This window comes from Dermacoccus sp. Ellin185 (assembly GCF_000152185.1).
GTDB classification, from domain to species: domain Bacteria; phylum Actinomycetota; class Actinomycetes; order Actinomycetales; family Dermatophilaceae; genus Dermacoccus; species Dermacoccus nishinomiyaensis.
The window spans coordinates 1-12,986 of the sequence record NZ_AEIQ01000066.1 but is presented as its reverse complement, the minus strand read 5'-3'; the positions used below and the strand labels follow the sequence as shown (position 1 = coordinate 12,986).

At 68.5% G+C, this 12,986-nt stretch carries 12 protein-coding genes, 2 tRNA genes and 1 other RNA gene; 4 read left to right on the top strand and 11 right to left on the bottom strand.

The annotated features are described in order from the left end of the window. The 8 genes from HMPREF0321_RS16025 to HMPREF0321_RS06955 form a co-directional block, all read right to left on the bottom strand. Window positions 1-295: hypothetical protein (locus HMPREF0321_RS16025; RefSeq protein ID WP_139023585.1), on the bottom strand; the 295-nt coding region annotated here is incomplete at its 3' end. A gap of 2 nt (window positions 296-297) precedes the next feature. Next, window positions 298-870 carry a hypothetical protein gene (locus HMPREF0321_RS16020; RefSeq protein ID WP_139023584.1) on the bottom strand — a complete coding sequence of 191 codons (573 nt, stop codon included), beginning with the start codon at window positions 868-870 and terminating at the stop codon, window positions 298-300. Between the two features lie 361 nt (window positions 871-1,231). After that, the gene (locus HMPREF0321_RS06980) at window positions 1,232-2,203 is read right to left on the bottom strand and encodes an NAD(P)H-quinone oxidoreductase (protein ID WP_006945316.1); all 972 of its coding nucleotides are present in this window, start codon (window positions 2,201-2,203) and stop codon (window positions 1,232-1,234) included. 9 nt (window positions 2,204-2,212) lie between these two features. Then, window positions 2,213-2,941, bottom strand: a complete 729-nt coding sequence (locus HMPREF0321_RS06975) for a molybdenum cofactor guanylyltransferase (protein ID WP_006945317.1) — start codon at window positions 2,939-2,941, stop codon at window positions 2,213-2,215. A gap of 93 nt (window positions 2,942-3,034) precedes the next feature. Next, complete coding sequence (locus HMPREF0321_RS06970; protein ID WP_006945318.1) at window positions 3,035-3,598, bottom strand: TetR/AcrR family transcriptional regulator; 564 nt, start codon at window positions 3,596-3,598, stop codon at window positions 3,035-3,037. A gap of 609 nt (window positions 3,599-4,207) precedes the next feature. Further along, window positions 4,208-4,297 (bottom strand) — tRNA-Ser (locus tag HMPREF0321_RS06965). A 54-nt stretch (window positions 4,298-4,351) separates the two neighbouring features. Then, window positions 4,352-4,867, bottom strand: a complete 516-nt coding sequence (locus HMPREF0321_RS14840; protein WP_006945310.1) for a LytR C-terminal domain-containing protein — start codon at window positions 4,865-4,867, stop codon at window positions 4,352-4,354. Then, window positions 4,864-5,157, bottom strand: a complete 294-nt coding sequence (locus tag HMPREF0321_RS06955) for a hypothetical protein (RefSeq protein ID WP_006945312.1) — start codon at window positions 5,155-5,157, stop codon at window positions 4,864-4,866. The genes HMPREF0321_RS14840 and HMPREF0321_RS06955 overlap by 4 nt, the downstream gene beginning before the upstream one ends. Before the next feature lie 61 nt (window positions 5,158-5,218). On the opposite strand from HMPREF0321_RS06955, the gene HMPREF0321_RS06950 reads away from it, so the two are divergent. Beyond that, complete coding sequence (locus HMPREF0321_RS06950; RefSeq protein ID WP_040014646.1) at window positions 5,219-6,781, top strand: helicase HerA-like domain-containing protein; 1,563 nt, start codon at window positions 5,219-5,221, stop codon at window positions 6,779-6,781. A gap of 97 nt (window positions 6,782-6,878) precedes the next feature. Here the strand turns inward: HMPREF0321_RS06950 and HMPREF0321_RS06945 are convergent, their stop codons facing one another. Together HMPREF0321_RS06945 and HMPREF0321_RS06940 are read right to left on the bottom strand one after the other, a co-directional pair. Continuing rightward, window positions 6,879-7,685 (bottom strand): LytR C-terminal domain-containing protein, encoded by an 807-nt coding sequence (locus HMPREF0321_RS06945; RefSeq protein WP_175282471.1) that lies wholly within the window; start codon window positions 7,683-7,685, stop codon window positions 6,879-6,881. Window positions 7,686-7,843: 158 nt separating this feature from the next. Continuing rightward, window positions 7,844-7,933, bottom strand: a tRNA-Ser gene (locus HMPREF0321_RS06940). Between the two features lie 124 nt (window positions 7,934-8,057). Here HMPREF0321_RS06940 and HMPREF0321_RS06935 point away from each other — a divergent pair. Together HMPREF0321_RS06935 and HMPREF0321_RS06930 are read left to right on the top strand one after the other, a co-directional pair. Next, window positions 8,058-9,413, top strand: coding sequence for an MFS transporter (locus HMPREF0321_RS06935; RefSeq protein ID WP_006945313.1), 1,356 nt, complete (start codon window positions 8,058-8,060; stop codon window positions 9,411-9,413). Between the two features lie 49 nt (window positions 9,414-9,462). Continuing rightward, window positions 9,463-9,921, top strand: coding sequence for a hypothetical protein (locus HMPREF0321_RS06930; RefSeq protein WP_040014642.1), 459 nt, complete (start codon window positions 9,463-9,465; stop codon window positions 9,919-9,921). A 161-nt stretch (window positions 9,922-10,082) separates the two neighbouring features. Here the strand turns inward: HMPREF0321_RS06930 and ffs are convergent. Then, an RNA gene (ffs, locus tag HMPREF0321_RS14845) (signal recognition particle sRNA small type) lies at window positions 10,083-10,177 on the bottom strand. A gap of 160 nt (window positions 10,178-10,337) precedes the next feature. Here ffs and HMPREF0321_RS06925 point away from each other — a divergent pair. Continuing rightward, window positions 10,338-12,986: DNA polymerase III subunit gamma and tau (locus tag HMPREF0321_RS06925; RefSeq protein ID WP_050786512.1), on the top strand; the 2,649-nt coding region annotated here is incomplete at its 3' end.

The window sequence follows — 12,986 nt, the reverse complement described above, 5'->3', positions numbered from 1 at the left end:
GGCGAATGAGGCTCAGAACTTCGGCTGAATACCCAGATTGTTTCATCGGGTCATCTTCAATCCAGGCGGTCGCTTCTTCTGATGTTGCATGGGCTGAAGCAATCGCTGGCGATTCGTTCAGGTCTCCAGCAGCCCAAATGTACAGATTATTCTCAATCCGAGCTGCACCGGCTAGGTCCAAGTCTTCCCATGAGACTCTTGTCCTAAGATTTTTGTTGCTATCAAGGATCTTCAGAAGCTCGTCTTCCGACGTGAGTGCGACCTTGGCTGAGCCGTCTACGAAGACTGCGATCATGCCTACATCGTGCGCTTCAGTTGAGCAACCTTCGTGTAGGACCGCGCGTAGTAGGTCTTGTTTTTCCAAACGATCGTACCGAGCGTGGAACCAATAAACGTGGTGTTCGTGGTTCCCTTGCAGGTCTTCACCACGTTCTTCTGCTCGAGCTTTGCGATATTGCGACCACCTGACATCGTTGTGCCGCCGGCCTTCTTCCACCACGCATACCACTTGTAGTGAATCTCTTCAGCGTGAGTGATAGATGTTACGGGCGTGGTGCATGTCGTGATATGCTTATTACCCGCAGCCTTGTAGTCATATTCCTTCCGCAGGTAAACTGCACCGGGGTTTAGCGTGCAAGGCCCATAGTTGGGTGTTGTAAAACGTACCGATGCGCCCTTTCCACATTGGTAGTCATTGAGCTTTTTGATTGCTTCTTCCTGACTGCTCGCCTGGATGAAGGGCGTTGCCTTCGCCTCGCCACCCTTGAGGAACTGGTCAAGGCACTCTGCGTCGCTAGAGCGGTCGGTTGAGCTCTGAGCTGCGGGCACGGGCTTCTCAGCCGCCAGGGCTGTCGGCGTCACAAGAGACACGCCGAAGACGAGGGCAGGCTTGTTGCTGCGATGCGCATACGTGTTGACATGACAACCGCTCTCACTAGGTCAATTCTTCGGGCTTTCGCAGCATACCTAGGTCAGGGGCTGGGGAAGGGGGAAACGCGGCGGGGAGATTTGAAGGGGGGGCCTTGAATCGACGGGTGACGGGGCGTCGGGTGTGGAGGTCAGCGAGGGGAGGAGGAAGGCGTCGACGCATGCCCCACGGGGTTCCGCATGCGCAGGTCAGGGCTGAAACCCTGTCATGCGGGATCGCAGCTCCCAGAGGTGCGCCGGGCCGGCGCACCCCGCACCCGGCCGCCCAGTCACTCCGCTTACCCCGTTGCAGAGCGTGCCGCGCTCAGAGCGTGAGCAGCACCTTGCCGATGTGACCCGACGCGGCGAGTTCGCGGTGCGCGTCCGCTGCCTGCGCGAGCGGGTAGGTGGCGTGGACGATAGGCCGCACGGCGCCCGATTCGACGAGCGGCCACACCGTGTCGCGCACCTCGCGCACGATCGCGGCCTTCTCCGCGAGCGGACGCGAACGCAGCGACGTCGCCGTCACCTGGGCGCGCTTGGCGAGCAGTTTCGCGAGGTCGAGCTCGGCCTTGGCCCCGCCCTGCATGCCGATGATGACGAGCCGGCCGTTGGGCGCGAGAGCGTCGATGTTGCGGCTCAGGTACTTGGCGCCCACGACATCGAGGATGACGTTGGCGCCACCCTCTGCCGCGACGGCGTCGACGAAGTCCTCCTCGCGGTAGTTGATGAGGATCTGTGCGCCGAGCGCCTTGCATGCGGCGAGCTTTTCGGCCGAACCGGCGGTGACGGCGACGCGCGCGCCGAGCGCCGTCGCCAACTGGATCGCCATCGTGCCGATGCCGCTGCTGCCGCCGTGCACGAGCAGCAGTTCACCGGGCTGCAGGTCAGCGGTGAAGACGACGTTCGACCACACCGTCGCGGCCACCTCCGGCAACGCGGCGGCCGTCATGAGATCGACGCCGCGCGGCACGGGCAGCACCTGGCCGACGCGGACGTTGACGTACTCGGCGTAGCCGCCGCCCGCAAGCAGCGCGCACACCTCGTCACCGACGCGCCAGCCGACGACGTCGGGCCCGAGCGCGTCGATCGTGCCGGAGACTTCGAGGCCGAGGACGTCGGATTCTCCGGCAGGCGGCGGATAGTGCCCCTGACGCTGCAGCAGGTCCGCCCGATTGACACCCGCGGCGGCGACCTTGATGCGTATCGAGTCGCCCTCGGGCGCGGGCAGATCGGGCACCTCGGCAAGGGTCATGACGTTCTCGTCACCGAATTCGGACAGCATGATCGCCTTCATTCCTCGACCCTACGACGCGCCCCGCGCACGATGAAACGCCAGATCGTCGACGGTGTCGACGTCGCGGGCGTCGCCCGGGTCGACGGGGGTCTCAGCGAGAGCGAGGGATGCAAGCAACGCACGCATCGACGCGCTGGCAGGGTTCCCGATCGCCTCGCAGGCCGCGGCCAGGGCATCGGCGCGATACACCGCGAGAAGCGGCTGACGACGGCCATCGACGACGGCGACCGCTCCGTCGAGGCAGGACGTGCTGGTCGCCCGCATCGTCAACGCCGCGTCGAGGAGGCCGGGGAGGGCATGGCCGCCCCGGGGCGTGTCGCCGGCGACGAGGGCTATCCACTCGCCGGTGCTGACGTCGAGCGCCCGCGCCAGGGCAGCGACCGGGCCGCCCAGGGGCGGATCCTCCTGCACCCAGGTGACCTGCTCGCGACGGATCGCGCGCGGCGGACCGACGACGATGACGGGCCATGATGTCGGGAGCGAGGCCAGCGTCGAATCGAGCACGCTGCGGGCGCCGAGCGATACGTCCAGCTTGTCGTCCTGAGCGCCGCCGAAGCGCCGCGACGTGCCGCCGGCGAGCACGACGGCCGTGACGGACAGGTTCAGATCGGGCCGTTCGTCGCCTGCGCTGCCCCTGCCCGCCCGCCGGCCTGCCGGTTCTGCGGCGGCGCCACTCAGCCACGAATCGGTGCCGTTGGGTCGGGAGGCGTGCTCGTCGAAAGGCTCGTGCGAGGTCATGGGTCCATCGTCGTGGACGCGAGCGGGCGGTGGGTGCGACACGACGTCATCGCGCCGTCGCAGGTGGGTGATCCCGGCGAGGTGGCGTTCAGGTCAGCTGCGCGGCAGGCGACGCGCGCTGTCGACGAGCTGGCGGGCGCTCGCGTCGAAACCGTCGTAACTGCGAGCTGAGCGGGCCGTCATCGTCATGCCGATCATCGAGCTCGTGAGCAGGCTCGCGTACTCGCGCGCTGCGGCAGTGGTGACGCTGCAGTCGGTCAGGGCCTTCGCGAGGCCACCCTTGAACGCGTCGAACGCTGCACGGCAGTGTTCGAGCTGCGTCGGGTTCTCGGCAGCTACGGTGACCGCGCCGACGGCCGAGCCGGCCTCGAACTTCGTCTCGTCGAGGTAGGTCCGCAGGCGGCCGAGCAGTTCGCTGACGACTTGTTCAGGCGAACGACGTTCGACCGACGCCACGACGTCGAGCCACTGCTGGGCGTTGAGGTCGATGGCGGCGAGAACGAGTTCCTGCTTGCCGCCGGGGAAGTGGTGATAGATCGAGCCGCGCGGTGTCTGCGTCGCCTGCGTCACCTCTGCGAACGAGGTGGCCTGCAGGCCACGGCGGGCGAGCAGGTCGAGGGCACCGGAGATCATACGATCTCTGACGGGCGACGGCATCGGAGCTCCTTCAGGCAGGTTCAGGGTTTGCAGAAAACCCATGTTGCACAGGAGGGAACCCACGTTCGCTCCTTGAACACTTTATACACCGTCTGTGCTCTTTTTGTTCTGCGGGGGTGCTTCGCCTGGGGCCGACGGTCGATAACTAGGACGATGCACGCGGGCGAGGGTGAAGAGCCCACGCGTTCGTGTAAAGAACTGTGCCCGTTCGGTGGGAGTTTGTGCTCCCCCACAGGGGTGGGTTGCGTGCTGCCTGGTTGTTCAGCGCTGCCATCGTAGATGGACACGTGACCAAGTGTGGTGGAGTTGCTACAGCCGCGAGAATATTGCGTCACAACTCCGGTCGATGACGCTGGCGGTGCGTCGTCTTGAGTACGGCAGGTGGTGGGTCGCAGGTGCGGCCGGTGTGGCGTCAGCGACGCGTCGAGGGTGGGTCAAGTGCGTGTCACGTGTGCGTCATGTGGCGGTGGGACTCCGTCGGCGGGGCGGGAGCTCGCTTCGCTCGCTGCCGCCTGCCTCCTCCCAAATCCCCCGTGCTCATTCAGAGATGCGGAAGACCCCCTCCGGGGCGACTTCGTCGCTGATCCCGGAGGGGGTCTTCCGCATCTCTGGCGGTGGCGGTGGGATTTGAACCCACGGTGGAGTTACCCCCACACACGCTTTCGAGGCGTGCTCCTTAGGCCGCTCGGACACGCCACCGGTAAGAACATTACAACAGCGATGCGTCGGAGCAAAAACGAGATGAACGAACCGTCACTTGCACACCGGCGACGGCGACGGCGACGCAGGCGCCGCAGCGATCGTCGGGAACGACGAACCGACGACGACATCCACACTGTTGCCGTCACGCCCGTCCTGCACGAGCTTCGCGCCCGGCACCAACGTCGCGACATACCGCTTCGCCAGCGCCGCGCCGTCAGGGCCGAAACGCACCTCGCCGACACCGTCCTCGCTGTGCTGATACGGGTCGTTGCCGACGACACCCATCCTGAACCCGTGCGTGCGCAACGCCTCCGCAGCCGTTCCGGCCGCACCCTTCGATCCGCTGGCGTTGTAGACGTTGAGCGTGAAAGACGCGATCTCCGGCGGCGCCGAACTCACCGTCCCGTTCGGGCACGGGCCGTTCTGCTTGCTCGGCGACGAGATGAACGTCGCCGCGAACACGATCGCGCCGAGCACGAGCAGCGCGCAGAAGACGAGGATGGCGATGGAACGGCGCTCGCGACGCTTGCGCGCCCGAGCGAGACCGTTGTCGCGGACATAACTCATAGGGACAAGACCCTTGCGTGGAAGGTGGCGCGCGACTGCAAGGCGGCCCGCAAGGCGCGATGCAGACCGTCCTCCAAGTACAACTCGTTCTCGTACGCGACGACATGCGCGAAGATGTCGCCGTAGAACGTCGAATCCTCCGACAATAGCGCCGACAGATCGAGCGTCGTACGAGTCGTCGTCAGATCCGCCAGACGCACCACCCGAGGCGTCACCGGCGACCAGTCCTTGGGCGTGACGAGGCCATGGTCGGGGTAGGGGCGCGAATCGCCCACGGCCTTGAAGATCACGGCCCTATTTTATGTGCCGACAGTGCTGGGCGCGCACGCGCCGGGCGGATACGCTCACGACGTGACCGAAAAGAATCAGCTCGAAGCCATCCGCAGCGGATACGCCTTCGACGGCGCCTCCCTCGAGCTCGGCGCAGCCGTCGAGGACAACACCGCCAAGCCCGACGTGCAGGTGCGCCTGCCGCTGTCGATGATGAACCGCCACGGCCTCATCGCCGGCGCCACCGGAACGGGCAAGACCAAGACGCTGCAGCTCATGGCCGAGCAGCTCGCCACCAACGGCGTGCCCGTCTTCATGGCCGACATCAAGGGCGACCTGTCCGGTCTCGCCGAACCGGGTGAGTCGAACGACAAGGTCGCCGCCCGCGCGAAGGACGTCGGGCAGGCGTGGGAGGGCAAGGGCTTCGACGTCGAATACCTCAGCCTCGGCGGCGAGGGCAAGGGTGTGCCTGTGCGTGCCACCGTCACCTCGTTCGGCCCGACGCTGCTGTCGAAGGTGCTGGGGCTCAACGCAACCCAGGAATCCAGCCTCGGCCTCATCTTCCACTACGCCGACGCCAACGGGCTCGCCCTGCTCGACCTCAAGGACCTGCGCGCCGTCATCACGCACCTGACGTCCGACGAGGGCAAGGCCGACCTCAAGAACCTCGGCGGGCTCAGCTCCGCGACGGCCGGCGTCATCCTGCGCAACCTCATCGCGTTCGCCGATGGCGGCGCCGAGGTGTTCTTCGGCGAACCCGAGTTCGCCACGTCCGACCTCATGCGCACCGGCGCCGACGGGCGCGGCATCATCACCTGCCTCGAACTGCCGAGCGTGGCCGAGAAGCCCGCACTGTTCTCGACGTTCCTCATGTGGATGCTCGCCGACCTCTTCCAGGAACTGCCCGAAGCGGGCGACCTCGACAAGCCGAAGCTCGTGTTCTTCTTCGACGAGGCGCATCTGCTGTTCGACGAGTCGAGCAAGGCGTTCGTCGACCAGATCGAGCAGACCGTCCGCCTCATCCGCTCCAAGGGCGTCGGCGTCTTCTTCGTCACCCAGACGCCCAAGGACGTGCCGTCCGGCGTCCTCGGCCAGCTCGGCAACCGCGTCCAGCACGCGCTGCGCGCCTTCACGCCCGACGACCAGAAGGCGCTCACCGCGACCGTGCGCACCTTCCCCAAGAGCGGCTACGACCTCGAAGAGCTGCTGACGACGCTCGGCACCGGCGAAGCGATCGTCACCGTGCTGTCGGAGACCGGCGCCCCGACGCCCGTCGCCTGGACGCGCATGCTCGCACCGACGTCGAAGATGGGCCCGGCCTCACCCGAGACGATGGACCGCATCGTGTCGTCGTCGCCGCTCGCACCCAAGTACTCCGAAGCGATCGACCGCGAATCGGCCTACGAGAAACTGCAGGGACGCCTGACGCCCGACACAGCGGGTGCGGGGAACGACGCGGACGCGACGCAGAACCCACCCGCTCCCGAAGCGCCCCACGCGCCCGCCAAGAAGGAGAAGGAAGAACCCGGCATGGTCAGCCAGGTCGTCCACTCCTCCGCCTTCAAGTCGTTCATGCGCTCCGCCGGCACCCAGATCGGCCGCGAGATCACCCGCAGCCTCTTCGGCACCGCCCGCCGACGCTGACGATCGGCGCACCAGGGACGCGCGCACCCACGGCACACGAGGGACGCCCGACCAGGGCGTCCCTCGTGTGACTTCCACCTGCCAGAGCTTGTTTCCCTCAGCAGCCGCCCGACGCTGACGGCGACGCATTCGGCGACGCCGTCGCCTGCGACAAGGGCACGACCTTGCCGTTCGTCGGCCACTTCGAACCCAGATACAGGCGCACGGTCGAACCCTTGATGTCGACAGCGCCCTTCGTCTGCGTGTCCTGCAGCAACCGCGAACCGGGGATACTCATCTGCAGGCGCTGCGCGTCGGGCAGGCCCTCCTCGTCGTACACGATGACGGCGGAGTCGTTCGGATAGTACGCCTTGTCGTTCGCCTCGGCGTCCGCGTGGAAACCCTGTTTGCCGAGCCGACCGGCGACGTCCGCCGCGAGGCCCGGCATGAACGTCGTGTTGAGGACGGTGACGGAGACGTCCTTCACCGCGCGCGGCGGGCGCGGCGTCAGCGAGAACTTGTTGCCGATGACGATGTCGATCGTCGGATCCGTGCGCTCGTCCTGATACAGGTTTGCGTGGGGGATCTGCTTGGCGACGTTGAGCGCGATCGTGCGGCCGTTCTTGCCGTACCGGATCTCGGCGAACTTGGGGGTCGGACGATCGTCGCTCAATGGGTCGTTCTTGACGTCCAGCGTGTGCATGCCGCGCCAGCCGAGCTGCTTCGCGACGGTGGCACCCTCACCGCTGCGGTCGCTCGCGTTGTAGACGTTGGCGTAGATGCTCGACCACGCGACCGTGCGTGACGGCGACGGGTTGCCGGGTGGGCACGTCGGCGCAGCCTGCTTCGGCTTGTCGCTCGAGCACCCCGTCAACGCACCTGCGGCAACGACGAAAACCGCTGCAGTGCTGGCGGTTCGGCGCATCATCACGATCCTTTCGACCCGGCTCGCACGACGACGAACCACCCCCGGAAGTGCCCAGTGTACGGCGGGCCGCGCACCCACGCCGACGGCGACCGTCCCTCGGCGCGCAGACACGACGATGCCCCGCCGGGCGAACCCGGCGGGGCATCGATCACGTGTGGCGGAGGATATGGGATTTGAACCCATGAGGGGTTTCATCCCCAACACGATTTCCAATCGTGCGCACTAGGCCACTATGCGAATCCTCCGCCGAGAACTGTACTGCACCGCGGCGCATGCGCCCAAGTCGGGCGGTGCAAGCAGCGTCGAGGGAACAGCCGGGGAACGACGGGTGCGCAGGGGCTCGTCGGTGCGGGCTGTCACCATGGGGGCGTGACGCACGACAACACGAGCCCCGACGACACCCGCGCAGCCCGTGTGCGCTGGAGCGACCTGCCGCTCGCGGCCAAGCTCATGCTCGTCAGCATCGTGTTCGACTTCATCGGCACCGGCCTCATCATGCCGTTCGGCGTCACCTACCTGCACGAGGTGCGCCACCTCAGCCTGCAGGTGACGGGCATCCTGCTGGCCCTGCCCGCGATCGTCGGGTTGCTCGCCGTCGGCCCCGGCGGTGTCGTCATCGACCGTGTCGGTGCGCGTCGCGTCGTCATCACGGCCGTCGGGCTCGAGATCGCCGGGCAACTGCTCATGGCCGGGGCGCACGACGTCGGGCGGGCCGCACTGGCATTGACGCTCTCCGGAATCGCGACGGGGGTGATCTTCCCGGCCGTGCAGGCGATGGTCGCGAGCGTCATGCCGTCGGACCAACGGCAGTTCTTCTTCGGTCTCAACTTCACGCTGCTCAACCTGGGCATGGGCATCGGCGGGGTGCTCGGCGGGGCCATCGTCGACGTGACGCGGCCGTCGACGTTCGAGCTCGTGTACGTCATCGACGCCGCGACGTTCCTCGTCCCACTCGCGCTGTACCTGGGTCCGCTGCGACACCACGGCGGACGCGTCGAGCACCCCTCGAGCCCTGACGGCGACGCGCCGCGCGGCGGTTACGCGCAGGTGCTGCGCGAGCCGACGATGCGGCTGCTCGTGCTGCTCGGATTCATCACGGCCTTCATCGGCTACGCGCAGTTCGGAGTCGGATTCCAGGCCTTCGCCCGCAGCGTGGCGCACGTCTCGACGCAGGTGCTCGGCTGGGCGTACGCGGCGAACACGGCCGTCATCGTCGTCGTGCAGATCCTCGTGCTGCGGCTCGTCTCCGGCAGGCGGCGCACGCGCGCGCTGCTGCTCATGTGCGGCCTGTGGTCGCTGTCGTGGACCGTGCTCGGCCTCGCGGGCTGGTCGGGGGAGCGCTCCGCGACGATGGCCGGCGTCCTCGTCTGCGCGTCGGCGGCGATCTTCGGCATCGGCGAGACGTTCCTGCAGCCGACGCTGCCCGCCATGGTCAACGACCTCGCCCCGGACGCCCTGCGCGGGCGCTACAACTCTGCCTCCGCGGGAGCCTTCCACCTCGCCGAGATCGTCGGCCCGCCGTTCGCGGGCCTGCTCATCGGGCACGCCCTGGCCGGCTGGTACACGCTCGCGCTCGTCCTCGGATGCGTGGGCGCGGCCGCCGTCACCCTCGCCGTCGAACGGCGCCTCAGCCCCGCCGTCAACGGGCTCGGCGCGCCGCGCGAACCCGACGTCGCGGGCGAGCTGGCCCTCGAGGTGCAGCGCGCCAAGCTGAGCGGAGAGTAGGTGCGTGAAAACCCCTTCGGTGATGAGCGGCGGCTCGTAGCCTGACGCCATGCCGCGACGCGTCGCCCGCCACGCCGCGCCGCTCGGCGACGGACGCGTCATGTGGCTGCTCGGCGACACGCGTCGCGCGCCCGGCCACGGGGCGACCATGGTGTCGAACTCGATGCTCATCAGCACGCGGGGGTGCTTCGCGCAGGTGCTGACGGGCGTCGCCGTCATCCCCGATCCCGGTGTTGCGGGCGAGCGGTTGGCGGCGTGGCCGACCTGCGTCATCAGCCTTGATCGCGGTCGATGGAGCGAGCTTTTCGTCTGCACCAACACGATCAGGCGGCACGGCGGGTTCTGGGGGTTCACGCTGCTCGGCACGTCGGTGACGCGCTTCGTCGTGCCGGAGGGCGGGGCGGCGCGCCGCCTCGAGACCGTCGCGCTGAGCGCAGACGACGACACGCTCGACCACATGACGTGGGGGACGGCGAGCGTCGCCGATGACGGGTGGATCGTCGTGTAGGGCACCCGTGCGCCGACGGGCGGCTTCGGACGCGAGGTGTACGTCGCGCGCACGCGTCCGGAGGACATCGAGAACATGGCGCTGCGTCAGTACCGCGGCGCGACGGGCCGGGGCCCCCGACGTCAGATGACGCCCGGGACGCGGCTGGGGCCCTGTGAGACGTGAGCGCCCCCCGCGTACCTGGAAGAGCTCTCCTACCCTTGCTGCATTCCTGCCCTGGGGGAGTTCGGAGAGGTACCACCACGCGGGGGGCTTGGCATGAGTCTACCGGGGAGGCTGCGAGGGCGGTAATCGTGGGGTGGTCGGCGCTCCGGGCGGCCCTGGACGGGTGGTCGGACGAGGCGTGATCGGCCTGTTCGTAGGGCGTTCTCCGCGGAATCTCGGGGTTGTCGGTGCGCGCCACTAGTGTTGCTCGCATGACAACGGCCCTGTACCGCCGCTACCGCCCCGAGACGTTCGCCGACGTCATCGGCCAAGAGCACGTCACCGAACCCCTCATGCAGGCGCTGCGGACGGGGCGCGTCAATCACGCGTACCTGTTCAGTGGTCCGCGCGGGTGTGGCAAGACGACGTCGGCGCGCATCCTCGCGCGTTGCCTCAACTGCGAGCAGGGCCCGACGCCGACGCCGTGCGGGGTGTGCGACTCGTGCGTGGCGCTCGCTCGTGGCGGTGCCGGCAGCGTCGACGTCATCGAGATCGACGCGGCCTCGCACGGTGGTGTCGACGACGCGCGTGACTTGCGTGAGCGCGCGTCGTTCGGCCCGGCGAGCAGCCGCTACAAGATCTACATCATCGACGAGGCGCACATGGTGACGCCGCAGGGCTTCAACGCGCTGCTCAAGATCGTCGAGGAGCCGCCGGAGCACGTGAAGTTCGTGTTCGCGACGACAGAACCGGAGAAGGTCATCGGCACGATCCGCTCGCGCACGCACCACTACCCGTTCCGCCTCGTGCCGCCGAAGAAGCTGAGCGACTACATGGAGACGCTGCTCGACGCCGAGGGCGTCGCGTACGAGCCGGGCGTGCTGTCGTTCGTCACGCGCGCGGGTGGGGGTTCGGTGCGTGACTCGCTGTCGGTGCTCGACCAGCTCATCGCCGGGTCGGGGCCCGAGGGGCTGACGTACGCCGGCGCCGCGAGCCTGCTCGGCTTCACCGATGACGAACTGCTCGACGGCATCATCGAGGCGTTCGCGGCCGGTGACTCGGCGGCGGTCTTCCGGCAGATCGACCGCGTCGTCGAATCGGGCGCCGACCCGCGACGGTTCGTCGAGGATCTGCTCGAGCGTCTACGCGACCTCATCGTCGTCGCGGCCGTGGCCGAGGGTGCGGGCGCCGTGCTGCGCTCGGTGCCGGAGGACCAGCTGGAGCGCATGCGCTCGCAGGCGGCCTCGTTCGGTGCTGGGGCGCTGTCGCGCGCGGCGGACGTCATCAATGCCGGCCTGACGGAGATGACGGGCGCGACGTCGCCGCGCCTGCAGCTCGAACTCATGTGCGCGCGCGTGCTGCTGCCCGGCATCGCGGGTCTCGACGGGTATGCGGCGCGACTCGACCGGATGGAACGTCGCCTAGACATGGGCGAACTGCCGCCTCGTGCTGCCGCGGGGCCGGTGCCACATGCGCCGGCGATGCCTCCCGCCGGTGCGTCGGCGCCGACGCAGGGCGGGGTCGGCGCGAGCGCCGGCGCGGCCTCTGGGGTGGGTGCGAGTGCTGACGGGGCAGGACGCTCGGGCGGTTCCGCCGAGGACGCCGCATCGGCGACGGCGGGTGTGACAGGGGCGGCGGGCGCTCCTCAGCCGGCAACGACACCGAGATGGCAGAGCCCGAATGCCGGTGCAGCGCAGGAGAACTCGTCGACCGGTGACGATCTGTCTCGCGCGCCGGGTGCCGGGGCGGGGGGTGGTCGTGCTGACACCGCCGGCGTTGAGGGCGGGGATGGTCGCGCGGGTCAGTCGGGTGCCTCTCGCCCGGCAGGTCACGGCGAGGCCGCACCCGAGCAGGGTCAGCGGGCCGCTGCGGCCGCGCGCGACGACGCGCGGGTCGAGCAGCCGCAGAGCGTCACGGGAGGCGTGAGCGAGGCCGAGCGAGAGCGCGCGCAGCGTGATTTCGATGCGACGCAGCAGTCCGGCGGCGCGTCGTCGCCGCAGCAGGGTTCCGGCGAGCGTGAGAGCGGTCAGCCGGCGCGCGGAGGCATGAGCACGGACGACATCCGTCGGGCGTGGCCCGACGTGCTCGACCGCATCTTCCGCATCAAGCGCGTCACGTGGACGCTGCTCAGTCAGAACGCTCAGGTGGCCGAGTTCAACGGGCGCCGGTTGATCCTGGGCGCGACGAGCGAGGGCCTCGCCGGCACGATGAGTCGCGGGCAGCACATGGAGGTCGTGCGTCAGGCGCTCATCGAGGCGATCGGCGTCGACGTCGCCGTCGAAGCCCGCGCCATGACGGCCGGTGCCGCGGCGCCGTCGGGTCAGGGCGGGGGTCATCAGGGGGCGGCCAACGCTGCCCAGGCGCGCCAGACGTGGTCGTCGCCGAACGCGTCGCCCGCGGGTGAGGGGCCGAACGCGCAGCAGTCTGCGCGGGGATGGTCGTCGCCGAACGCTGTCCCCTCGGGGGCGCAGGGTTCGTCCCGACCCCAGGGGGATGGCGGGCAGCCTGGCTCATCGGATGGCGGGTCGTGGGGTGACGAGCCCGCGCCGCATGACGCGCCGCCCGACGACAGGTCGCAGTTCGACGAGATGGCGCAGTTCAGCGCGTCGATCGATCCTTCGTCGTCCGCCGGTGGGGCGGCTGACGGGCGTGTGAACGTGCCAGCAGGCTCTCACCGTGGCGAGGGTGTTGACGCTCGCCGCCAGGGCAGCCCGGGCCATGATGGTGGTTCGCGTGGTGCGACGCAGGATGCGTCCGGCCAGAACGCGTGGGGCGATCCCGCCTCGGGAGGAGCGCGCTCCGCTGCGCCGCAGCAGGGTCGTCAGGGCCAGGGACGCCCCGGTGGGTGGCGCGATCGCACCGGTTGGAACGGGGCGCAGGGCGGCCATGCCCGCGTCGATCCGGCGCGGGCCGGCGACCCC

Coding starts and splice junctions, on each gene's coding strand:
- HMPREF0321_RS06970 (WP_006945318.1), bottom strand. CDS start 3,598: ATGCCGTCGCCCGTCAGAGATCGTATGATCTCCGGTGCCCTCGACCTG.
- HMPREF0321_RS06930 (WP_040014642.1), top strand. CDS start 9,463: ATGCCGCGACGCGTCGCCCGCCACGCCGCGCCGCTCGGCGACGGACGC.
- HMPREF0321_RS06980 (WP_006945316.1), bottom strand. CDS start 2,203: ATGAAGGCGATCATGCTGTCCGAATTCGGTGACGAGAACGTCATGACC.
- HMPREF0321_RS06975 (WP_006945317.1), bottom strand. CDS start 2,941: ATGACCTCGCACGAGCCTTTCGACGAGCACGCCTCCCGACCCAACGGC.
- HMPREF0321_RS14840 (WP_006945310.1), bottom strand. CDS start 4,867: ATGAGTTATGTCCGCGACAACGGTCTCGCTCGGGCGCGCAAGCGTCGC.
- HMPREF0321_RS06945 (WP_175282471.1), bottom strand. CDS start 7,685: ATGCGCCGAACCGCCAGCACTGCAGCGGTTTTCGTCGTTGCCGCAGGT.